This window comes from Herbiconiux daphne (assembly GCF_024979295.1).
Taxonomy (GTDB): Bacteria; Actinomycetota; Actinomycetes; order Actinomycetales; family Microbacteriaceae; genus Herbiconiux; species Herbiconiux daphnes.
Genome location: NZ_JANLCJ010000002.1, coordinates 398,363 through 420,043, shown reverse-complemented (window position 1 = coordinate 420,043; position 21,681 = coordinate 398,363). Strand labels below are relative to the sequence as shown.

Sequence of the window (21,681 nt, the reverse complement as noted above, 5' to 3'; positions counted from 1 at the left end):
GTGGGATGGTGCTGTGGCAAGGTGTGAAAGGCGATCTGCGGTGATCGCTCTTGAGTCTAATTGTTGTACTGAATCTATTTATTCCCGATCGTCATTCCCGGAGGTGTCGAGTGGCCATCAGCACGGGCCGAGCGGGCCGCCCGAGGGCGTCGTCGCAGCAGATGCTCGAGGAGGCGGCATCCGAGCTCTTCGTCGAGAACGGCTACGCGAAGACCACCATCGAGCAGATCACCCGGCGCGCCGGCGTCAGCCGCAACACCTTCTTCAACTACTTCTCGTCGAAGAGCGAGCTGCTCTGGGTGGAGCTCGATGCCAGCATCCGCGCGCTCGACGAGGCGCTCGCCGACGCCGCCCCCACCGGCGACCCGCTCGAGCAGGTCGAGATCGCGCTCGCGGCCACGGCTCGCGGGTTCACGGCCGACCGGGCGCCACTCGTGCTGACGCAATACGACGTGATGGGCATCGACGACGAACTCCGCGCCGCCGGGCTCGCGCGCGCCCTGGGTCACGCCGACGTGATCGAGCGCTTCCTCGCCTCGCGGCTCACCGGCGTCGACGCGTCGCTGCGCGCCCGCGCGATCGCCCTCGCGGTGGTGGGGGCCGCGGCGGCCGCGGTGGGGCGGTGGGCCTCCGACGGGCCCGCGCGCCAGCCGCTGGTGTCCTACGTGGAGCGCGTGGTGCATCCGGTCGTGCGCGGTTTCGAACCGGATGCCGGCACGCTGCAATAGCAGGTAACATGGTGTGCTGTATGGCTGTGATCCGGCAATCACCGGTGAGCCTCTGGAAGAACGGTGTCCGGCACCGCGTGGCGACACGAGCGGGCACTCAGTAGAACCAGACGGGTCGGGCCCGTCAGCGCCTAAGAACAAGCGGTCGACCAGACCTCCGCGAGGAGCCTGGCCGGCAAGCGAGGTGGTACCACGGATGAGCGCCGAATGCGGGCATCCGTCCTCGTGGAACAGGCAGCCGACATCCGCCGTCCAGGAGAGCCCATGACGTACCCCAAAGATTCCGACGACTTCTCGGCCGTCGTGCCCTCGCCGAGCTTCCCCGCCGTCGAAGAGGGCGTGCTCGCCTTCTGGAAGGGCGATGACACCTTCCGTGCCTCGATCGAGAACCGGGCGGATGCCGCGGAGTGGGTGTTCTACGACGGCCCGCCGTTCGCGAACGGTCTGCCGCACTACGGCCACCTGCTCACCGGCTACGCCAAAGACCTCTTTCCGCGCTTCCAGACCATGCGCGGCAAGAAGGTGGAACGCCGTTTCGGCTGGGACACCCACGGCCTGCCCGCCGAGCTCGAGGCCATGCGCCAGCTCGGCATCACCCAGAAGTCGCAGATCGACGAGATGGGCGTCGAGGTGTTCAACGCCGCCTCGCGCAAGTCGGTGCTGCAGTACACCAAGGAATGGCAGGAGTACGTCACCCGCCAGGCCCGCTGGGTCGACTTCGAGCACGACTACAAGACGCTCGACGTCACGTTCATGGAGAGCGTGATCTGGGCCTTCAAAGAACTGCACACGAAGGGCCTCGCCTACGAGGGCTACCGCGTGCTTCCCTACTGCTGGAACGACGAGACGCCGCTGTCGAACCACGAGCTGCGGATGGACGACGACGTCTACAAGATGCGGCAGGACCAGACGGTCACCGTCACCTTCCCGCTCGTCGGCAGCCGGGCCGAGTCGCTCGGGCTCACCGGCGTGCGCGCCCTGGCCTGGACGACCACGCCCTGGACCCTGCCCACCAACCTCGCGCTCGCCGTGGGCCCCGACATCACCTACGCCGTGGTGCCGGCGGGCCCGAACGGAACCGCCGACTCCGAGGTCAAGCGCGAGTCGGCCACCCCCGGCGACCCGACGGTGCTCGGCGCCGACTACCTGCTGGCCGTCGACCTCGTGGGCAACTACGCGAAAGAGCTCGGCTACGACTCGGCCGACGAGGCCCGTGCCGCCGTGTCACGCACCATCGTCGGGCGTGAGCTCGAGGGCGTCGCCTACGACCGGTTGTGGGACTACTACGCCGACACCGAGAAGTGGGGCACCCAGAACGCCTGGCAGATCCTCGTGGCCGACTACGTGTCGACCAGCGACGGCACCGGCATCGTGCACCAGGCTCCCGCCTACGGTGAAGAAGATCAGAAGGTCTGCGAGGCCGCGGGCATCCCCGTCATCATCTCGGTCGACGACGGCGGCCGGTTCCTCTCGAGCGTTCCGGATGTCGAGGGCCTGCAGGTGTTCGACGCCAACAAGCCGCTCACGCAGCTGCTGCGGGCGAACGGCCGGCTCATCCGTCAGGCGAGCTACGAGCACAGCTACCCGCACTGCTGGCGCTGCCGCAACCCGCTGATCTACAAGGCGGTGTCGAGCTGGTTCGTGCGGGTCACCACCATCCGCGACCGCATGGAAGAGCTCAACCAGCAGATCGACTGGGTGCCCGAGAACGTCAAAGACGGCCAGTTCGGCAAGTGGCTCTCCGGGGCGCGCGACTGGTCGGTGTCGCGCAACCGCTATTGGGGCTCGCCCATCCCGGTGTGGAAGAGCGACGACCCGAACCACCCGCGCGTCGACGTCTACGGCTCGCTCGACGAGCTCGAGCGTGACTTCGGCACGCTGCCCACCAACCGCGACGGCCAGGTCGACCTGCACCGCCCCTACATCGACGACCTCACCCGGCCGAACCCCGACGACCCCACGGGGAAGTCGACGATGCGCCGCATCTCCGACGTCTTCGACGTGTGGTTCGACTCGGGCTCGATGCCGTTCGCCCAGGTGCACTACCCGTTCGAGAACCGCGACTGGTTCGCCTCGCACAGCCCGGCCGACTTCATCGTCGAGTACATCGGGCAGACCCGCGGCTGGTTCTATGTGATGCACGTGCTCTCGACCGCGCTGTTCGACCGGCCCGCGTTCAAGAACGTGATCAGTCACGGCATCGTGCTCGGCAACGACGGGCAGAAGATGTCGAAGTCGCTGCGCAACTACCCCGACGTCAGCGAGGTGTTCGATCGCGACGGGTCGGATGCGATGCGCTGGTTCCTGATGTCGTCGCCCGTGCTGCGCGGCGGCAACCTGATCGTGACCGAGGAGGGCATCCGGCAGGGCGTGCGCGAACTGCTGCTGCCCCTGTGGAGCACCTATTACTTCTTCACCCTCTACGCCAACAGCGCGACGTCGGATGACGGCGGCACCGGCTACGAGGCATCCTGGCGCACCGACTCCACCGATGTGCTCGACCGCTACCTGCTGGCCAAGACCCGCGAACTCGTGCAGTCGGTCACGGCCGACCTCGAGGCGCTCGACGCGACCCTCGCCGCCGCCAAGCTGCGCGACTTCGCCGACGTGCTGACGAACTGGTACGTGCGCCGGTCGCGCGACCGCTTCTGGTCGGGCGACGACCGCGCCGCGTTCGACACCCTCTACGCGGTGCTCGAGACCGTGACCCGGGTGGCCGCGCCGCTCATCCCGCTCGTCTCCGACGCCATGTGGAAGGGCCTCACCGGTGGCCGCAGCGTGCACCTGACCGACTGGCCGAACGAGAACGACTACCCGGCCGACGCGGGTCTCGTGCACACGATGGACACCGTGCGCGCCATCTCGTCGACGGTGCTGTCGCTACGCAAGCACGACGGCCTGCGCGTGCGGCTGCCGCTCGCGTCGCTCACCATCGTGACCGACGACGCCGAGGCGCTCGCGCAGTTCGAGGGCATCCTGAAAGACGAGCTCAACGTGAAGGCCGTGGTGTTCGTCGAGCTCGCCGAGACCAGCGCCGCGGAGTTCGGCATCACGTCGCGCCTCACCGTCAACGCGCGGGTCGCGGGCCCGCGGCTCGGCAAGAGCGTGCAGCAGGCCATCCAGGGAGCCCGCACCGGCCAGTGGAGCGAGGCGAACGGCGTGGTGACGTCGGGCGGCATCGACCTGCTCGAGGGCGAATACGAGCTCGTGCTCGAAGCCGCCTCGGGCGCCGGCGACGACGGATCGGGCCGCAGCACCGCCCTGGCGCTGCTGCCCGCGGGCGGCTTCGTGCTGCTCGACACCACACTCACCCCGGAGCTCGAGGCCGAAGGGCTGGCGCGCGACGTCATCCGCGCGGTTCAGGATGCCCGCAAGTCGGCCGGATTCGACGTCAGCGACCGCATCGCGCTCGACCTGGTGTTCTTCTCCGACGCGGATGCCGCCGCCGTGGCGGGTCTCGCCGGGGCGGTCGACATCGCGGGGGAGACCCTCGCGACCGACTTCGAGGTGCTCTCGCCCCGAGACAACCCGTCGATCGACGACTACCGCGACGTGCTCGCCTCGGAGTGGCTGCCGGGCGTGGCCTCGGCGGCTCCCGAGCACTTCGCCCGGATCGCGGCCGGGAGATATGCCAACCAAGACGATTTCGTGATCGCCGTGAGCCGGAAGTCGGTGACCCAGAATGTCTGATCGGAACGGTTCCGGCGGTCCCTTCAACCCGTTCGGCGACGGCGACGCCGACGACGAGTTCGACAGCGAGCTCGACTTCGGCGAGCAGCCGGAGAACAGCGACGACTCGATCGCCGAGCGCTACAACTCGCGCGGTGAAGACGAGTTCGAGGCAGCGGGCCTCGACGCGCCCGACGAGTTCGTCGAAGAGGGCGACGCCGTCTATGAAGCGCTGCTCTCGCGCCTCGGCGAGGCGGCGCCGCAGCCCCGGCTCTCGGCCACGCGCCGGGCGGTCGAGCTGCTCGGCGACCCGCAGCGGGCCTACCCGATCATCCACATCACGGGCACCAACGGCAAGACCAGCACGAGCCGCATCATCGAGAGCCTGTTGCGTGCGTCGGGGCTGCGCACGGGGCTCTTCACGAGCCCGCACCTCGAGCGCGTGAACGAGCGCATCATGATCGACGGGGTGCCGATCTCGAACGAGTCGCTGGCCGCCAACTGGCGCGACGTCGAGCCGTTCCTCGACCTGGTCGACACCGAGCTCGAGACCGCGGGCGAACCGGCGCTGACCTTCTTCGAGGCGCTCTCGGTGCTCGCCTTCGCGAGCTTCGCCGACGCGCCGGTGGATGTCGCGGTGATCGAGGTCGGCATGGGTGGCGAGTGGGATTCGACCAACGTCGGCGACGGCCAGGTGGCGGTCTTCACGCCGATCTCGCTCGATCACACGGCGCGGCTCGGCAACACGGTGGCCGAGATCGCCCGCACGAAGTCGGGCATCGTGAAGCCGGCCACCCAGGTCGTCAGCGCGGCCCAGCCGCCCGAGGCGCTGGCCGAGCTCACGCGTGCGGCCGAGCTCACGGAGTCGACCTTCGTGTCGGAGAACGCCGGTTTCCGCCTGCTGGAGTCGACGGTGGCGGTGGGCGGACAGCTCGTGTCGATTCAAGGGCTCGCCGGCACCTACCGCGAGATCTTCCTGCCGCTCTACGGCAACCACCAGGGTCACAACGCGGCGGTCGCCGTCGCGGCTGTCGAATCGTTCATCGGTGGCGGCACCCAGGCGCTCACCGACGACGTGATCACCGAGGGCTTCGCCACCGCCACGTCGCCCGGCCGCCTGCAGCTCGTCGGCACCGAGCCGACCGTGCTCGTCGATGCCGCGCACAACCCCGGCGGCGCCGAGGCCCTCGCCGCGGCGCTCGGGGAGTACTTCACGTTCGACAAGGTCGTGGCCGTTATCGCGGTGCTGGCCGACAAAGACGTCGAGGGAATCATCCGCGCCCTCGCCCCGGCCGTCGCCGAGTTCGTCGTGACGACCTCGTCGAGCGAGCGCGCGATCGACCCCGACGAGCTGGCCTCGGTGGTGGTGGGCGTCGTCGGCGCCGACCGGGTGCTCGTCGAGCCCGACCTCGTGGCCGCGCTCGATCAGGCGCGCGAGATCGCGGGCGACAGCGAGCAGGGCGCCGTGCTCGTGACCGGTTCGATCACCCTCGTCGGCGAGGTCATCTCGCTCGCGGCGGAGGAGGGCTGGAAATGAGAGGCGGCTCGGTCAGGCAGAGCCTCGGGGCGATCGTGCTCGGGTTCGAGTCGATCGTGATGTTCTTCGCCGCGCTCGTGATCTTCGGGCTGAAGGCGCTGCCCGCGCCGGTCGCCCTGATCGGGGGAGCGGCGCTCTGCGTGCTGCTGATCGCGACCGCGGCACTGCTGCGATTCCGCTGGGGTTATGCCCTCGGCTGGGTGCTGCAGGCCGTGATCGTGGCCGCGTGCTTCCTGGTTCCGCTGCTCTCGATCGTCGCGGCCATCTTCATCGGCCTCTGGGTCTACTGCATGGTCAAGGGTGCATCCATCGACCGGCAGAACGCGGCCGCCGCCGCCTCGGCGCAGGCGCACGAGCCGCCCGCCGCCACGAGCTGACCGCCGCTCGGATCATCGGGGCACGGGCGGGCCTCAGGCGAGGGCCGGATGCCGCCGGAGCACGCGGTCGACGCTGGCGCGCACCCGCGCATCCGCCGCGCTCTCGACCAGGAAGCGGTGCAGCCTCTCGGACTCGTGCTCGGCCAGGGAGTGCTCGTCGCAGTAGTGGTCGATGGCCATGACGGCCGCCCACCGCAGGCGGGGGCGGCGACGTGCTCGGGAGATCGACGGGGTGCCGCCGCCCGGCGCCACCCGCGCCATGATGTGCCGCTGCCGGTCGTGCACGAGGCGGCGCCAGAGCAGGAGGCATTGTTCGTCGCTCCGGCAGACGCTGACCGGGCCCTCGAACTCCACGACGGTGACTCCGGAAACCGGGTGCCACACGAAATGGTGACGGCCGGAGGCGCGAGCGCCGTCGAGCAGCTGCTCTACCGATCGGGCGGAGATCGGCAGGCTCAGCTCGCCCACGCGGCCGGCCGGCATCCAGGCCTCCAGGTCGCCCCAGCGCAGCACCTCGGAGTCGTGACTCTCACCGTCGGGCCGGCCGAGAAGGTCTTTTAGTGCGGTCGGTTGCCGCGAGCCTGGGGCCGCCCGGCACGCGCCCTGGCGCACCCGGATTCAGGATTCGTGTTCGCCCGCTAGGGTGGCATCGGAAAGATCGAGCCGCGATCGCGGCAACCCGGAAGGATCATCGTGACCACGCACGTCGAAGAAACCCTCGTTCTCGTCAAGCCCGACGGGGTCGCCCGCAACCTGACGGGTGAGATCCTGCGCCGCATCGAGGCCAAGGGCTACCAGCTGGTCGACATCAAGCTGGTCGAGCCCGATCGCGAACTGCTCGCCCAGCACTACGAGGAGCACCAGGGCAAGCCGTTCTACGAGCCCCTGGTGGAGTTCATGGAGTCGGGCCCGATCGTGGCGCTGCGCATCGCGGGCAACCGCGTGATCGAGGGTTTCCGCTCGCTGGCCGGCACCACCGACCCCACTACGGCTGCTCCCGGCACCATCCGCGGCGATCTCGCCCGCGACTGGGGCCTCGCCGTGCAGCAGAACCTCGTGCACGGCAGCGACTCGCCCGAGTCGGCTGAGCGCGAGCTCGCTCTCTGGTTCGACTGAGCTCCGGTCTCACCGGGCCCGCCGATTCGGCTGAGGCTTTCTGAGGCGGGGCGGCCCGCTACGACGACCGTCGTGAGCGGCGGGTGAACAGCAGCAGTAGCCCGGCGGCGAGCAGGCTCGCGACGATGGCGAGAAGTCCCTCGGGCGACGAGCCCGTCGCCGCAAGACGAGGCGCGCCGGCTGCATCGGTCGCACTGGTCGTTGCCGGGCCGGGTGCCGCTCCGGTGCCGCCGGCCCGCGGGGTGACCGCCTCGGCGGAGGTGTAGTCGCTGATGCCGTGCCGGCTCGCCGACGCGATGTCCACCACGTAGGCCCGGTCGTTCGTGAGACCCGTGATCACGGTGCTCGTGGCCGAGCCGGGCAGGTTGAAGCGCTGCACGACGGCGCCGGTCGCGGCATCCCGAACCCGCACGAGCCGATCGGTCACCGACGCGGCGGCCGTCGCGGACTGCGACTCGAGGGCAGAGCCGGCCGCGCCGGACGCGGCCGTGCCGGCTGTGCCGCCCCCATCGGCCGCGTCGGCCCAGAGTGCCTTGACGCTGCTGTCGGATGCCGTGGTCGTCACGGTCGCGGGCGCCCCCGGGCCCGTGGTGCCGGCCTGCACGAGCATGCGCCCGGTCTCGTAGTGGAATGCGACCGTGCGGTCGAGGAAGAACGCGTTGCCGGTGTTGAGGTGCCCGTCGGTGATGGAGTTGTAGAGGTGCATCTCCTGGGTCGTGTCGTCGGCCAGCCAGCTCGCGAACGAGGTGGTCGATCCGGGCGCGGAGAACTTCAGGGCCGTGCCGGTCGGCAGGGCTCCCAGGTCGGTCTGCGCCGGCAGAGTCGACGGGTCGGCCGGCAGTCCGGGCAGGAGGCCGTCGAATTGGGCGCCCGTCAGCAGACCGGTGGGTGCGCCGGTGTCGACCGTGGTCACCTGGCAGAGCGGTGTGACGTGTTCGACCTGCCAGCAGAGCGGGAAGGGCTTGTCGAACACGGGGTAGGCGAGCGCGGTGGGATAGGTCTGCGAGGTCTTGGCCGCCGCGATCGACGTGACCCCGGTCTCGCCGGTGGTGATGGTGGGCGCACCGAGCGTGAGCGTGCCGGCGCCCGTGCCCGTGCCCGAGCCGGCGCCGGTGCCGCCGCTCGCGCCCGGTCCCGCGCCGAGGTCGATCGTGAAGCCCTGCGCGAGGGCGGTGTCGTCGAGCTGCATGAGCGGGCTGAACCACGGGTAGGCGGTGCCCGTCGACGGGCTGGTCTGGGTCTGCAACGCCTGGCCCACACCCATGATGCCGTCGATGCCGGTCGCGCCGCCGAAGTCGCAGCCCGAGCAGGTTCCGGCCAGAAGGTTCACGCCGGTGGCGGTGGCGCCGCCGATCGTGAGATCCGTGGTGGCGATGGTGCCGTCGACGCTGAAGCCGTCGTAGGTGACGGAGGCCGGCGCATCCGTCACCGTGGCGCCGGCAACCGGAACGGTCATCACCAGCGCGGTCGACCCGGTGTCGAGGATGACGGTGTAGGGGTCGGGATCGGAGCCCAGCAGGATGTCGACCGTGGGGTAGAACCGCCCGCTGGCGCCGGACTCGACGGCGAACGACACCGGCACGGCGACAGAGGCGCTGGGGGCAGCGGCAGCCGCAGCCGCAGCCGGCCCCGTCGCTCCGAGCAGCGCCGACGCGAGCAGCACCGGAACGGCCGCTCCGAAGAGCGCGATGGTCGGCCGTGCCGTCATGTGGATCCCCCAGATCTCGGATGCGCGACGCGAAGCCGCGCGGGTCGTGCCCCGCGCTAGAAGCCCCGCAGGATGGTCGTGATCGCCTCGAGCCGCAGCTGGGCGAGCACCACGATCACAAGATAGCTGAGCACGACGACGGTCCAGACCCACGGGTAGACCAGAGCGCCGATCTCGCGGCTGCCGGCGCCGTTGCCGAAATGCCCTTCTTTGACGTTGTAGGCCGTGACATACCAGAACAGCGGGATGACGACCAGCCAGACCAGCATGCAATAGGGGCACAGGGTGCCGAGCACGAAGATCGACTGGCTGATCAGCCAGATCACGAAGGCGAGGCCGAGCGCGACGCCGACGTTGAACAGCACCCAGAACCATTTCGCGAAGCGCGCCCCGGCCAGGATGGCCACGCCCACCACGATGGGGGCCACGAACGCCGCCACGCCGATGATGGGGTTCGGGAACCCGAACACCGAGCCCTGCGAACTGGCCATGTTGGGCCCGCAGGTCACCAACGGCGAGATGTTGCACGACGGCACGTAGTCGGGGTTGATCAGCGTCTGGATGCGCTCCAGCGTGAGGTCGAACGCCGAGTACCAGCCGATGACGCCGGCCACGATGAGCAACACGGCGAGGCCGATCGGGCGGCGGTATTCTCGGGTCTCATCGGGCACTTTCGGATTATGGCATAGCGCGATCGCAAGCATTCTGGGAATGCATGCGATAATCGAGAGAGGTCTTCGCGATTGTCGCGAAAACCACCAACGATGACTTTTCGGGCCAGACGCAACCAGGGCTGGGCCCGACTACAACGAGACAGAGCGACCAGGGCCGGCCAGACGCCGACCGGGCGCATTAGTGAAAGATCAGCGAGGCGCTCCGTGAACGCGGAGGCTCGCTCGTGAGAGTACCTGCCGGCAGGCGAAAGCCTCCGGCTGGCAAGGAGTGCACCAGAGATGGTGGAGAAAAATTCACACAATGACAATGACGACAAGAACGGCAACGGAGAGGGCACAGCGCGGCGCAAGGGTCGCTTGTTCGGCGGCCGTCGAGCGGTGAAGAAGCCGGATGCCGCGGCATCCGTCACCCCGCCCGCCGCGACCACCCCGCCCGCACCCGCTCCCGACGCGCCTGCGGCGCCGGCCGAGGCTGCTCAGCCCGCCGCTGCTCAGCCCGCCGCTGCACAGCCCGCCGCTGCTCAGCCCACCGCCCAGGCCGTCACCGCGCCGGCCGCTCCCACCCAGTCCGATCGCTCGGCGGCGCGCGCGACCGCGCACGACGACGAGCCCGGTCTGTCGCCGTTCACCGTTCCCGCCACGCCGGCACCGGATGCCGCGGCCGACCCCTCGAAGCCCGTCGTGCGTGCGCTCAGCACCACGTCGCTCATCTTCCAGGCGCCCGACCTACCCGAGCTCCCGCCGCTGCCGCCCCGCGCCGACGGGCCGCGTGAGCCCCGTGACCGCGACCCCCGCGACCGTGATCCGCGTGACCGTGACCCGCGCGAGCCCCGCGACCGCGACCCGCGCGACGACCAGGCCGGCGAGTCGACCGTGCGCCGCCGCTCGCGCCGCCGCTCGGGCGAAGAGAACCGCGGAGGCGACAACGACCCCGCGAACACCGTCGTCAAGGTGCGCACCCCGCGCGAGCCCGACCTCATCACCGAGCCGCAGAAGGTCAAGGGCTCCACGCGGCTCGAGGCCAAGAAGCAGCGCCGCCGCGACGGCCGCGACGCGGGCCGCCGCCGCCCGGTCGTGACCGAGGCCGAGTTCCTCGCCCGTCGCGAGGCCGTCGACCGCGTCATGGTCGTGCGCGCCAAGAACGACAAGATCCAGATCGGCGTTCTCGAAGACGGCGTGCTGGTCGAGCACTACGTGGCGAAGGCGCAAGACGCCTCGCTCATCGGCAACGTCTACCTCGGCCGCGTGCAGAACGTGCTGCCGAGCATGGAGGCCGCCTTCGTCGACATCGGCCGGGGCCGCAACGCCGTGCTCTACTCCGGCGAGGTCGACTGGGATGCCGCCGCCGAGAACAACGAGGGCAAGGGCAACCAGGCCCGCCGCATCGAACTCGCCCTGAAGTCGGGCGACACCGTGCTCGTGCAGGTCACCAAAGACCCGGTGGGTCACAAGGGCGCCCGGCTCACCAGCCAGGTCAGCCTGCCCGGCCGCTACCTGGTCTACGTGCCCAACGGCTCGATGAACGGCATCTCGCGCAAGCTGCCCGACACCGAGCGCGCGCGCCTCAAGCGCATCCTCAAAGAGGTGCTGCCCGACAACGTGGGCGTCATCGTGCGCACCGCGTCGGAAGGCGCCACCGAGGAGCAGCTGACGCTCGACGTCAACCGCCTCACGGCCCAGTGGGCGCACGTCTCCGAGCAGGTCAAGAAGCTCCAGGCCCCGGCTCTGCTGCACTCCGAGCCCGACCTGCTGATCAAGATCGTGCGCGACGTCTTCAACGAGGACTTCCACAAGCTCGTCATCTCGGGCGACGACGCCCGGGCCACCATCGAGAACTACCTCGCGGCCGTCGCACCCGACCTGCTCGACCGTGTCGAGCGTTACGAGGGCGAGAAAGACGCCTTCGACGAATACCGCGTCAGCGAGCAGATCGAGAAAGCCCTCGACCGCAAGGTCTGGCTGCCCTCGGGCGGCTCGCTCGTGATCGACCGCACCGAGGCCATGACCGTCGTCGACGTCAACACCGGCAAGTTCGTCGGTTCGGGCGGAAACCTCGAAGAGACCGTCACCAAGAACAACCTCGAAGCGGCCGAAGAGATCGTGCGCCAGCTGCGGCTGCGCGACATCGGCGGCATCATCGTGGTCGACTTCATCGACATGGTGCTCGAGTCGAACCGCGACCTCGTGCTCCGGCGGCTCATCGAGTGCCTGAGCCGCGACCGCACCAAGCACCAGGTGGCCGAGGTCACCTCGCTCGGACTCGTGCAGATGACCCGCAAGAAGCTCGGCCTCGGCCTCATCGAGTCGTTCTCGGAGCCCTGCGAGGTCTGTGCCGGGCGGGGCATCATCATCCACCACGACCCGGTCGTGAAGCACCGGTCGGGCGGCGCCGGGCAGCAGCCCGCGGGCAACGGCGGCAACGCCGGCAACGGCAACCGTCGTGGTCGCGGCGGTTCGACAGGCGCCTCGTCGAACGGCAACGGCGGCTCGAACGGGCACGGCAACGGCTCCGGCGGCAACGGATCGCACGGTGGCAGCAGCCCCGCGACCGGCGTGACGCACGCCATCACCGACGACGCGAAGAACGCGCTGGCCCAGATCGCGGCCTCCACGATCGCGGCCGCGTCCGCCGCCCACGAGAAGCCGGTGTCGACGGATGCCGCGGCAGCAGCCTCCACCGGGCCGATCGATTCGGCACCCGAGGTGTCCACCCCGGCCGAGCGGGTCGCCGGTGACGGGTCGCCCGCCGCCCAGAGCGATGCCGACCAGAGCAGTGCCGCGCAGACAAGTGCCGGTCAGAGCAGTGCCCCCCAGAGCAGTGCCGACCAGAGCAGTGCCGAGAAGCCCGAGTCGTCCCTCCCCGACACCGGCCGCGCGGCCAGCCAGTCGTCGCGCCGGCGCAAGGCGCGTCACACGCGCGGCGACAACGAGTCGGCGCCGAACGGCGAGCCGACGGGGTCGTCGGGGTCGGCGGCATCCGGAGACTTCCCGGCGCAGCTGAGCAGCGAGCCCCTGGGCGACCGCCACGTGCCCGACGTGATCGAGGCCGCTGCGGCCGTCGCGGCGTCGGAGCCGGCCATCGAGATCCTCGACATCCCGGTCACGAAGGCGGCCCGCGCACCGCGCGTCAGCGCTCAAGACGCGTCGCACCTGCTCGACTCGGTGCTCGACGCCCTTCCCGAGCCCAAGCAGCCCGGCCAGGGCCGCTCGCGCAGCCGCCGCGTCTCCACGGCTGCCGTCTCGGCTCCCGTGGAGCCCAGCGACTCCTGAGCGTCGCGGTGGTCACCGCAGCGGCTGTGCTTGCGCGGGCGTCAGTGCCGGTCCCGGCCGCGCACGCGCAGGCCGCTGTCGCGCAGGCGCACCACGAGGTCGCGATAGCTCACGGGCAGCGCTCCGGCGGCAACCAGCTCGTCGTAGCGGTCGACCGGAACGTCGTAGTGGTCGAGGTCGAAACTGCGCGGCGGAAGTCCCGCTCGGGCCGCGAAGGCGTGCAATTCGTCGAGCGATTCATCGCTCACGAGGTGACCCCAGATGGTTCCATGGGCCGGCCACATCGGCCGATCGATCAAGACGGTCACGAGCCCGAGTATCCCACCCGTGTCGGTTTGACCGAAATCGAGGAATCGAGTAGGCTTGACCGCTGGTGTGCGTAGGGCTCCGCCCTCGTTTTCGCCAAGACTTCCAAGCGTCGCAGATTGCGCTTTTGAGGACCCTGAAGAGTTAGGTACGTAAATTGGTTTACGCAGTTGTGCGCGCCGGTGGTCGGCAAGAAAAGGTAGAGGTCGGCACGATCGTCACCCTCGACCGCATCAAGGCTGACAAAGACGGCAACATCGAGCTGGCGGCTGTGCTGCTCGTCGACGGTGAGAACATCACCTCCGACGCCTCGTCGCTCGCCAAGGTGAAGGTCACCGCCGAGGTTCTCGAAGACCTCCGCGGCCCGAAGATCATCATCCAGAAGTTCAAGAACAAGACCGGCTACAAGAAGCGCCAGGGCCACCGCCAGGAGCTCACCCGCGTCAAGGTCACCGGAATCAAGTAGGGATAACAGAGCAATGGCACACAAAAAGGGTGCGAGTTCCACTCGCAACGGTCGCGACTCCAACGCACAGCGTCTGGGTGTCAAGCGCTTCGGTGGCCAGGTCGTCGGCGCGGGCGAGATCATCGTCCGCCAGCGCGGCACCCACTTCCACCCCGGCCTGAACGTCGGCCGTGGTGGCGACGACACGCTGTTCGCCCTCTCCGCCGGTGCGGTCGAGTTCGGCACCAAGGGTGGCCGCAAGGTCGTCAACATCGTCGTAGCGGCTGCTGAGTAGCACGCTCGAAGAACCGCGATGAAGCAGGGGTGGGCACGATGCCTGCCCCTGCTTCTTCTTTTGCACGACCTCTGAATGAGTCGTCGTGCACCGAAATACATGCACTGTGATCAAAGAATGGTGAGGGAACCGGAATGGTGACTTTCGTCGACCACGTCACCCTCCACCTGCGAGCGGGCAACGGCGGCAACGGATGCGTGTCGGTGCGCCGTGAGAAGTTCAAGCCTCTCGCCGGCCCCGACGGCGGCAACGGCGGTCACGGCGGCGACATCGTGCTCGTGAGCGACCCGGGCACGACGACATTGCTGGGCTTCCACCGGCATCCGCACGTCTCCTCCGACAACGGCGGCCCCGGCATGGGCGACCACCGCAGCGGCGCCAACGGCGAGGAGCGCGAGTTGCTGGTGCCGGTCGGCACCGTCATCAAAGACGCCGACGGGGTCGAGCTGATCGACATGGCCGAGCCGGGCATGCGCTACGTGGTCGCCGAGGGCGGCCAGGGCGGCCTCGGCAACGCGGCCCTCGCCACCACCAAGCGCAAGGCGCCCGGCTTCGCGCTGCTCGGCACCGAGGGCTTCACGGGCGACGTGCTGCTCGAGCTCAAGACGGTCGCCGACGTCGCCCTGGTGGGCTACCCCAGCGCCGGCAAGTCGAGCCTGGTCGCCGCGCTCTCGGCCGCCAAGCCGAAGATCGCCGACTACCCCTTCACCACGCTGCACCCGAACCTCGGTGTCGTGCAGGCCGGCTCGGTGCGGTACACCGTCGCCGACGTGCCCGGTCTCATCGAGGGCGCGAGCGAGGGCAAGGGGCTCGGCCTCGAGTTCCTGCGCCACGTCGAGCGGTGCAGCGCCCTGCTGCACGTGCTCGACTGCGCCACACTCGAGCCCGGGCGCGACCCGATCAGCGATCTCGACATCATCCTCGCCGAGCTGGCCGCCTACCCGGTGCCCGAGGGTCAGGTGCCGCTGCTCGACCGGCCGCAGCTCATCGCGCTCAACAAGATCGACGTGCCCGAGGCGCGCGAGCTCGCCGACTTCGTGAAGCCCGAGCTCGAGGCGCGCGGCTACCGCGTGTTCGAGATCTCGACCGCGAGCCACGAGGGCCTGCGCCAGCTGTCGTTCGCGATGGCCGAGATCGTCGAGGCGGCACGTCAGAAGGCCATCGACGAGCCGAAGCCCGCCAAGATCGTCATGCGGCCGAAGGCCGTCGACGACGCGGGCTTCGTCATCCGCGTCGAAGGCGGCACGCACGGCAACGTGTTCCGCATCATCGGGGCGAAGCCCGAGCGTTGGGTGCAGCAGACCGACTTCACCAACGACGAAGCCGTCGGCTTCCTCGCCGACCGGCTCGCGAAGCTCGGCGTCGAAGAGAAGCTCTTCAAGGCCGGGGCCGAGTCGGGTTCGGCCGTGGTGATCGGCTCGGGCAACGGCGTCGTGTTCGACTGGGAGCCCACGCTCACCTCGACGGCCGAGCTCGTCACGAGCCCCCGCGGCTCCGATCCCCGCCTCGACGACAAGCGCCGTCGCACCAGCAACCAGCGCCGCGAGGAGTACTTCGAGCTGATGGACGCGAAGGCCGAGGCCCGCGCCGAGCTCGTGCGCGAGAAGGAAGCGGGGCTCTGGCAAGACGAGGACGAGTCGTGACGCGGAGCGTCATCCGCTCGCGCGCCGACATCCCGGCCGCGCGTCGCGTCGTCGTGAAGGTGGGCTCGTCGTCGATCAGCGGCGACAACGCCGGCCAGATCGCCCCCCTCGTCGACGCGCTGGCCACGGCGCACGCGCGGGGCACCGAGATCATCCTGGTGTCGTCGGGTGCGATCGCCACGGGCATGCCCTACCTGCAGCTCGACGCCCGGCCGAACGACCTGGCCACCCAGCAGGCGGCCGCGGCGGTGGGGCAGAACGTGCTGATCTTCCGTTACCAGGAGAGCCTGCGCCGCTACCGCATCGTCGCGGGCCAGGTGCTGCTCACCGCGGGCGACCTCGAGAACCCGACCCACCGCTCCAACGCGCAACGCGCCATGGACCGCCTGCTTGGCCTGCGCATCCTGCCGATCGTCAATGAGAACGACACCGTGGCGACCCACGAGATCCGGTTCGGCGACAACGACCGTCTGGCCGCGATGGTGTCGCAGCTCGTGGGTGCCGACGCACTCATCCTGCTCTCCGACGTCGATGCGCTCTACACCCGGCCTCCGCAGGAGCCCGGCGCGGTGAAGATCACGGATGTGCCGGTCGGCGACGACCTGGCGGGCGTCACCTTCGGCGACATCGGCGCCGCCGGCGTCGGCACCGGGGGAGCGGCCACCAAGGTCTCCGCCGCCCGCCTGGCGGCCGCCTCGGGCACCGCCGTGCTCGTCACCTCGACAACCCTGGTGGCCGACGCACTCGCGGGCGCCCCCATCGGCACCTGGTTCGAGCCCGCCGCCCCCTGACCCGCCCCCCCGTCCCCTCCGCCGAATTGCGCCAAAGTGCCCTTCCCGCACGCGGGAAAGGGCACTTTGGCGCAATTCGGCGAGGGGTCAGGAGAGGCTGAGGAGCAGCGCGGCCACGAGGGCGAGGGCGATGCCCGCGATCTGCAGGCGGGTGACGCGTTCGCGCAGCACGAGCGCGGCGAGCAGCACCGTCGCGAGCGGGTAGAGGCTCGAGAGCACCGACACGACCGCGAGGTTGCCCGCGTGCAACGCCGTCATGAGCAGCGCATTCGCGGCGCCGAGCAGAACCCCCGCTGCGACGGCCGCGAGCCAGGCCCCCCGCTGGGATCGAGACGCCGCCGCGGGCGCCGCGGCGCCCGCGGGACGAGAGGCGTCGGCCGCAGCTGCGGCGGGGGAGGGGGCCGCGGGGGAGGTGTCTGGGCCGCCCGGAGGCGGCGCGGGCGGCAGGGGCGGCGCCGCAGCGAGCCAGGCGGGCCGGAGGCGCGTGAGGCGAAGCAGCAGCATGAGCGCGGCGAGCGCCACGAGGCCGCCCGCCATCTCGAGAAAAGCGGGCAGCAGCCCGGAGTCGGCCGGCGACGCGTCGAGCGCCACCACCGAGGCGCCGAGCGCGACGCCCGAGACGGCAGCCAGCACGGCGGCGCGCGGTGTGACGCGCACCGCGGCATCCGGATGCTGCAGCGAGATGAGAATCGTGGCCACCACCGCGAGGGCGACCGCCCCCCAGCCGAGCGCGCTGAGGCTCTGGCCGGTGACGAGCGCGGCGGTCACGGGAACGACCGCCTGCACGAGCGCGATGCCGGGGGAGAGCAGGCTCATCGGCCCGATCGAGAGCGCGGCGTAGAAGGTGATGAACCCGATGATCGCCAGCACGGCCGCGGCTCCGCCCGCTGCAAGGGCGTCGGGCGTCGCGCTCCAGCCGCCGGCGAGCAGCGCGACCCCGATCACCGCCGTGCCGAGAAGGTAGGTGACGAGGGTCGCCGGAAGCACCGCGAGCCGGCGCGCGGCCAGCCCGCCGAGGAAGTCGGAGGTGCCGTAGAAGAGGCTCGACGCCAGGCTGAGCACGACCACGACGATCACGGGCGACCGCCCTCCCGACGCCTGCGCGGGGCGTTCGCGTAGACTTCGGGCATGCCTGAGGTTACCGTTCTGGAGTCCGTCACCGCGTCGGGTTTCGACGAGAAGCTGGCCGACGCCCGCGCCGCGTCCTTGGTGCTGGCGACCGCGAACACCGACCTCAAGAACCGGGCGCTCGAGGCCGTCGCGCGGGCGATCGAGTGCGCGGCCGCCGACGTGGTGCCCGCCAACGACCTCGACCTCGCCAACGGGCGCGAGAACGGGTTGTCCGACGCGCTGCAAGACCGGTTGCGCCTCGACGAGGCCCGCCTGGTGTCACTCGCCGCCGCCGTGCGCGAGATCGTGTCGCTGACCGACCCGGTGGGCGAGTCGGTGCGCGGGCGCAGCCTGCCGAACGGCGTGCGCATCGATCAGGTGCGGGTGCCCTTCGGTGTGGTCGGCGCGATCTACGAGGCCCGGCCGAATGTCACGGTCGACATCGCCGCTCTCGCGCTCAAGAGCGGCAACGCCGTCGTGCTGCGCGGCGGCTCGGCCGCCGAGAACACGAACCGCGTGCTGGTGGGATTGATCCAGACAGCCCTCACCTCGGTGGGCCTGCCGGCGGCATCCGTGCAGACCATCGACGAATTCGGCCGCGACGGCGCCAAGCGCCTCATGCAGGCGCGCGGCGCCGTCGACGTGCTCATCCCCAGGGGCAGCGCACACCTGATCGAGACCGTCGTCAGCGAGTCGAAGGTGCCCGTCATCGAGACCGGCGCGGGGGTCGTGCACGTGTTCCTCGACGAGTCGGCCAACGAGCAGTGGGCCGTCGACATCGTGCACAACGCCAAGGTGCAGCGCCCGAGCGTGTGCAACGCGCTCGAGACCCTGCTCGTGCACGAGAAGGCCGCCGACCGCCTGCTCGGCCCGGTGCTCGATCGCCTGGCGCGCTCAGGCGTCGTGATCCACGGCGACGACGCCACCCGCGCCGTGTTCCCGGATGCCGTGGTCGCCACCGACGACGACTGGCAGACCGAATACATGAGCCTCGACATCGCGGTGCGGGTCGTGCGCGACGTCGACGAGGCGATGGAGCACATCCGCCGCTACTCCACGCACCACACGGAGTCGATCATCACCAACGACCTCGGCAACGCGGAGCGGTTCCTCAACGAGGTCGACTCGGCGGTCGTGATGGTCAACGCCTCGACCCGGTTCACCGACGGCGGCGAGTTCGGCTTCGGAGCCGAGGTGGGCATCTCGACCCAGAAACTGCACGCCCGTGGGCCGATGGGCCTGCCCGAGCTCACGAGCACGAAGTGGCTGGTGCGTGGTTCGGGTCAATTCCGCAGTTAGCGGTATCGTAAGAGGGTTCGTCGAATCGATCCCCTGGGAGAAGAAATGCTTGATCTGGTCAATGTGCTCGCTGCCGTGGATGAGCCAGTCCAGCTGCCCTTCCCTCCCATCGTGTTCGGCCTGATCGCCGCGATCGTGTTCGTGGCCCTCGGGTTCGTCACCTGGAGCTACCGCGACGTGGCCAACCGCCACCCGCAGAAGTCTGCGAAGTTCGCGCAGACCCACAACGTTCACGGGCACGCGGACCGCACGGGCGCCGATCACTGACGCCGGTGACGATCGACTCGCGCGAGCCGCGGCGACAGCGGATCGGGGTGATGGGCGGCACCTTCGACCCCATCCACCACGGTCACCTCGTGGCCGCGAGTGAGGTCGCGATCTCGTTCGATCTCGACGAGGTGGTGTTCGTGCCCACCGGTCGGCCGTGGCACAAGACGCCCGTGTCGCCGGCGGAGCACCGCTACCTGATGACCGTCATCGCCACCGCGTCGAACCCGCGGTTCACGGTCAGCCGCGTCGACATCGACCGCGGCGGCGTCACCTACACCATCGACACCCTGCGCGATCTGCACACCGCGCATCCGGATGCCGACCTGTTCTTCATCTCGGGGGCCGACGCGATCGCGCAGATCCTGAGCTGGAAAGACATCGACGAGCTGTGGGATCTCGCCCATTTCGTGGCTGTCTCACGGCCGGGGCACACCTTCGCCATTTCATCTTTACCCAGTAAAGACGTAAGCTATTTGGAAGTTCCGGCGCTTGCGATATCGTCCACTGACTGTCGCGGCCGGGTTGGCCGGGGTTTTCCGGTGTGGTACTTGGTACCCGACGGTGTCGTTCAGTACATCACCAAGCACCATCTATATCGGAGTGTTGAATGAGTTCGTCCCACGATGAGCAGCCGCCGCTGACAAGGCGGCAGCTACGCGAAATGGAGCGGCAGAAGCCGCGCAAAGAGCGCGAGGCCGATGCCAAGGCCGCCGAAGAGGCCGAAGCCGCCCGCAAGGCGCAGGCAGCCGCAGAGGCGCCCGTCGCCGGCGCGCCCTCGCGCCGTGTCGTGCGCGAGCAGGGCCCCGCGGTCGCCGTGCCGGTCGATGCCGAGAACGACGACGCGGATGCCCCGGTCGACGCCGAGATCGTCGAAGACACCATCATCCCCGAGATCGTCACCTCCGACGACGAGGCCGTCGACGACCCGGAGCCCGCCACCGCCGAGCCCATCATCGACATCGTGCCGATGTCGGAGCCGATCGTGGTCGCCTCGAGCCAGAACGACCTGCAGTTCGCCGACGAGGGCGACGACGACGAGGCGCAGCACGCCGAGATCGTGACCTCGTCCGACGACTCCGGCGAGACCGTGGTCGAAGAGATGGTGATCGATGTTCCGATCGCCGAGACCGTCGACCCCACCGCCGAGGCCGCCGCGCACGTCGAAGCCGAGGAGCGCGAAGCCGCCGCCGGCCCCACGCTCGCGCCGCTGTTCCAGAGCCCCGCCGACCGCGCCCGCCAGGCCTCGAGCGACGAGCTGCCGTCGTCGTTCGACGACCTCATCTCGCTGCGCAACACGGCCGCCACCAACTCGATCTCGACCACGAGCGCGCTCGTGCTGCCGAACGTGCCGGGTTCCGGCGACGTCGGCACCGCGCTCGACGAGACCGGAGAGGTCATCATCACCGGGTCGATCGACCTGCCCGCCAGCTTCGGCACAATCGGCGCACCGGCATCCGGTCTCGAATCCAACGACCTCGACACGTTCCTGGAGCGCTCCGAGGCCGAACAGGGCGGCTCCACCGTCGCCCCGGTCAGTGCGAGCCGTGCGATCAGCACGAACACCTCGTCGACCTCCATCATCGCCCCTCCGAAACGGGCGCGTGCGAACGCTCCCGTCGTGCTCGCCATCACGGCGGGCGTTCTCGCCGTCGGAGTCGTCAGCCTGCTGCTGGCCGTCTTCGTCTTCCGCGTCTTCTGAGCGTCGAAACACCGCTCGCTCCGCACCGACAGAAAGTCTTCGTGACCGCCTCAACTCACTCGATCGAACTCGCTCAGCTCGCCGCCGTCGCGGCCGACTCGAAGCAGGCCGACAACCTCGTCGCACTCGACGTCTCCGGGCCGCTGCCGCTCGCCGACGTGTTCCTGCTGGCATCCGGGCGCAACGAGCGCAACGTGATGGCCATCGCCGAAGAGATCCTCGACCGACTGGCCGAGGCCGGCACGAAGGTGCTGCGGCGCGAGGGCATGTCGGAGGGCCGCTGGATCCTGCTCGACTTCGGCGACCTCGTGGTGCACGTCTTCCACGAGGAAGACCGCATGTACTACTCGCTCGAGCGGCTCTGGAAGGACTGCCCGGTCGTTCCCCTGCAGGTCACCGCAGCGGATGCCTGAATGCCACGCCCGGGGTGCGCGATGGTTCGCGAGCACTCTCCGGGTGTAGTAATCTAGACAAGTTGTTTCCGCTGAAACGGAATCGACAGCCCGGCTGGTTCGGGTGACAGGTTTGGGCCTGTGGCGCAGTTGGTAGCGCACCTGCATGGCATGCAGGGGGTCAGGGGTTCGAATCCCCTCAGGTCCACCAGATAACGAAAAGAACCCCGCCCGATCACCTCGGGCGGGGTTCTTTTCGTTCGGGGCTGACCCGTTCGGGCCTGACCCGTTCGGGCTAGCCCCGTTCGGGGCTGACCCGTTCGGGCTAGCCCCGTTCGGGGCTGACCCGTTC

At 69.6% G+C, this 21,681-nt stretch carries 20 protein-coding genes and 1 tRNA gene; 16 read left to right on the top strand and 5 right to left on the bottom strand.

Annotation, left to right across the window (positions count from 1 at the left end; genetic code table 11):
• Positions 1-110 precede the first annotated feature (110 nt).
• From N1032_RS07505 to N1032_RS07490, 4 genes are all read left to right on the top strand, one after another.
• The gene (locus N1032_RS07505) at positions 111-728 is read left to right on the top strand and encodes a TetR/AcrR family transcriptional regulator (protein ID WP_259538402.1); all 618 of its coding nucleotides are present in this window, start codon (positions 111-113) and stop codon (positions 726-728) included.
• Positions 729-992: 264 nt separating this feature from the next.
• Positions 993-4,418, top strand: coding sequence for an isoleucine--tRNA ligase (gene ileS, locus N1032_RS07500; protein WP_259538401.1), 3,426 nt, complete (start codon positions 993-995; stop codon positions 4,416-4,418).
• On the top strand, positions 4,411-5,934 hold the full coding sequence (locus N1032_RS07495; protein ID WP_259538400.1) for a bifunctional folylpolyglutamate synthase/dihydrofolate synthase: 1,524 nt from the start codon (positions 4,411-4,413) through the stop codon (positions 5,932-5,934). The genes ileS and N1032_RS07495 overlap by 8 nt, the downstream gene beginning before the upstream one ends.
• A complete protein-coding gene (locus N1032_RS07490; RefSeq protein ID WP_259538399.1) occupies positions 5,931-6,311 on the top strand; it encodes a DUF4233 domain-containing protein in 381 nt (126 codons plus the stop codon). Before N1032_RS07495 ends, N1032_RS07490 begins: the two co-directional genes overlap by 4 nt.
• 33 nt (positions 6,312-6,344) lie before the next feature.
• Here N1032_RS07490 and N1032_RS07485 read toward each other — a convergent pair whose 3' ends face one another.
• Positions 6,345-6,923 carry a hypothetical protein gene (locus N1032_RS07485; RefSeq protein ID WP_259538398.1) on the bottom strand — a complete coding sequence of 193 codons (579 nt, stop codon included), beginning with the start codon at positions 6,921-6,923 and terminating at the stop codon, positions 6,345-6,347.
• 81 nt (positions 6,924-7,004) lie between these two features.
• Here N1032_RS07485 and ndk point away from each other — a divergent pair, with 81 nt between their 5' ends.
• Complete coding sequence (gene ndk, locus N1032_RS07480; protein WP_259538397.1) at positions 7,005-7,427, top strand: nucleoside-diphosphate kinase; 423 nt, start codon at positions 7,005-7,007, stop codon at positions 7,425-7,427.
• A 58-nt stretch (positions 7,428-7,485) separates the two neighbouring features.
• On the opposite strand, the gene N1032_RS07475 is transcribed toward ndk, so the two are convergent.
• Positions 7,486-9,135 (bottom strand): hypothetical protein, encoded by a 1,650-nt coding sequence (locus N1032_RS07475; protein ID WP_259538396.1) that lies wholly within the window; start codon positions 9,133-9,135, stop codon positions 7,486-7,488.
• Positions 9,136-9,191: 56 nt separating this feature from the next.
• Positions 9,192-9,806: a vitamin K epoxide reductase family protein gene (locus N1032_RS07470; protein WP_259538395.1), complete on the bottom strand. Its 615-nt coding sequence runs from the start codon at positions 9,804-9,806 to the stop codon at positions 9,192-9,194.
• A gap of 282 nt (positions 9,807-10,088) precedes the next feature.
• Between N1032_RS07470 and N1032_RS07465 the strand changes: the two genes are divergently transcribed.
• A complete protein-coding gene (locus N1032_RS07465) occupies positions 10,089-13,079 on the top strand; it encodes an Rne/Rng family ribonuclease (protein WP_259538394.1) in 2,991 nt (996 codons plus the stop codon).
• A 41-nt stretch (positions 13,080-13,120) separates the two neighbouring features.
• Here N1032_RS07465 and N1032_RS07460 read toward each other — a convergent pair whose 3' ends face one another.
• On the bottom strand, positions 13,121-13,387 hold the full coding sequence (locus N1032_RS07460) for a DUF4031 domain-containing protein (RefSeq protein WP_259538393.1): 267 nt from the start codon (positions 13,385-13,387) through the stop codon (positions 13,121-13,123).
• Between the two features lie 155 nt (positions 13,388-13,542).
• On the opposite strand from N1032_RS07460, the gene rplU reads away from it, so the two are divergent.
• From rplU to proB, 4 genes are all read left to right on the top strand, one after another.
• Positions 13,543-13,851, top strand: a complete 309-nt coding sequence (gene rplU / locus N1032_RS07455) for a 50S ribosomal protein L21 (RefSeq protein WP_259538392.1) — start codon at positions 13,543-13,545, stop codon at positions 13,849-13,851.
• Between the two features lie 13 nt (positions 13,852-13,864).
• Positions 13,865-14,125 carry a 50S ribosomal protein L27 gene (gene rpmA / locus N1032_RS07450; RefSeq protein ID WP_259538391.1) on the top strand — a complete coding sequence of 87 codons (261 nt, stop codon included), beginning with the start codon at positions 13,865-13,867 and terminating at the stop codon, positions 14,123-14,125.
• 134 nt (positions 14,126-14,259) lie between these two features.
• The gene (gene obgE / locus N1032_RS07445; protein ID WP_259538390.1) at positions 14,260-15,768 is read left to right on the top strand and encodes a GTPase ObgE; all 1,509 of its coding nucleotides are present in this window, start codon (positions 14,260-14,262) and stop codon (positions 15,766-15,768) included.
• Entirely contained in the window at positions 15,765-16,559 is a 795-nt protein-coding gene (gene proB / locus N1032_RS07440; RefSeq protein ID WP_259538389.1) for a glutamate 5-kinase, read from the top strand. Before obgE ends, proB begins: the two co-directional genes overlap by 4 nt.
• A gap of 87 nt (positions 16,560-16,646) precedes the next feature.
• Here the strand turns inward: proB and N1032_RS07435 are convergent, their stop codons facing one another.
• Entirely contained in the window at positions 16,647-17,636 is a 990-nt protein-coding gene (locus N1032_RS07435; RefSeq protein ID WP_259538388.1) for an EamA family transporter, read from the bottom strand.
• 51 nt (positions 17,637-17,687) lie between these two features.
• Here N1032_RS07435 and N1032_RS07430 point away from each other — a divergent pair, with 51 nt between their 5' ends.
• The 6 genes from N1032_RS07430 to N1032_RS07405 all read left to right on the top strand — a co-directional run bounded on the left by N1032_RS07430 (position 17,688) and on the right by N1032_RS07405 (position 21,540).
• On the top strand, positions 17,688-18,968 hold the full coding sequence (locus N1032_RS07430) for a glutamate-5-semialdehyde dehydrogenase (RefSeq protein ID WP_259538387.1): 1,281 nt from the start codon (positions 17,688-17,690) through the stop codon (positions 18,966-18,968).
• Between the two features lie 75 nt (positions 18,969-19,043).
• On the top strand, positions 19,044-19,235 hold the full coding sequence (locus N1032_RS07425; protein WP_259538386.1) for a hypothetical protein: 192 nt from the start codon (positions 19,044-19,046) through the stop codon (positions 19,233-19,235).
• An 11-nt stretch (positions 19,236-19,246) separates the two neighbouring features.
• On the top strand, positions 19,247-19,849 hold the full coding sequence (gene nadD, locus N1032_RS07420; RefSeq protein ID WP_259538675.1) for a nicotinate-nucleotide adenylyltransferase: 603 nt from the start codon (positions 19,247-19,249) through the stop codon (positions 19,847-19,849).
• Between the two features lie 50 nt (positions 19,850-19,899).
• Positions 19,900-20,937: a hypothetical protein gene (locus tag N1032_RS07415; protein WP_259538385.1), complete on the top strand. Its 1,038-nt coding sequence runs from the start codon at positions 19,900-19,902 to the stop codon at positions 20,935-20,937.
• A gap of 41 nt (positions 20,938-20,978) precedes the next feature.
• The gene (rsfS, locus tag N1032_RS07410; protein ID WP_259538384.1) at positions 20,979-21,350 is read left to right on the top strand and encodes a ribosome silencing factor; all 372 of its coding nucleotides are present in this window, start codon (positions 20,979-20,981) and stop codon (positions 21,348-21,350) included.
• Positions 21,351-21,464: 114 nt separating this feature from the next.
• A tRNA-Ala gene (locus N1032_RS07405) sits at positions 21,465-21,540 on the top strand.
• Positions 21,541-21,681 lie beyond the last annotated feature (141 nt).

Excerpts from the sequence above, each read along its gene's own strand:
- ileS (WP_259538401.1), top strand. The coding sequence starts at position 993 with ATGACGTACCCCAAAGATTCCGACGACTTCTCGGCCGTCGTGCCCTCG.
- N1032_RS07495 (WP_259538400.1), top strand. The coding sequence starts at position 4,411 with ATGTCTGATCGGAACGGTTCCGGCGGTCCCTTCAACCCGTTCGGCGAC.
- N1032_RS07490 (WP_259538399.1), top strand. The coding sequence starts at position 5,931 with ATGAGAGGCGGCTCGGTCAGGCAGAGCCTCGGGGCGATCGTGCTCGGG.
- N1032_RS07475 (WP_259538396.1), bottom strand. The coding sequence starts at position 9,135 with ATGACGGCACGGCCGACCATCGCGCTCTTCGGAGCGGCCGTTCCGGTG.
- N1032_RS07465 (WP_259538394.1), top strand. The coding sequence starts at position 10,089 with ATGGTGGAGAAAAATTCACACAATGACAATGACGACAAGAACGGCAAC.
- rpmA (WP_259538391.1), top strand. The coding sequence starts at position 13,865 with ATGGCACACAAAAAGGGTGCGAGTTCCACTCGCAACGGTCGCGACTCC.
- obgE (WP_259538390.1), top strand. The coding sequence starts at position 14,260 with ATGGTGACTTTCGTCGACCACGTCACCCTCCACCTGCGAGCGGGCAAC.
- N1032_RS07430 (WP_259538387.1), top strand. The coding sequence starts at position 17,688 with ATGCCTGAGGTTACCGTTCTGGAGTCCGTCACCGCGTCGGGTTTCGAC.
- N1032_RS07415 (WP_259538385.1), top strand. The coding sequence starts at position 19,900 with ATGGAGCGGCAGAAGCCGCGCAAAGAGCGCGAGGCCGATGCCAAGGCC.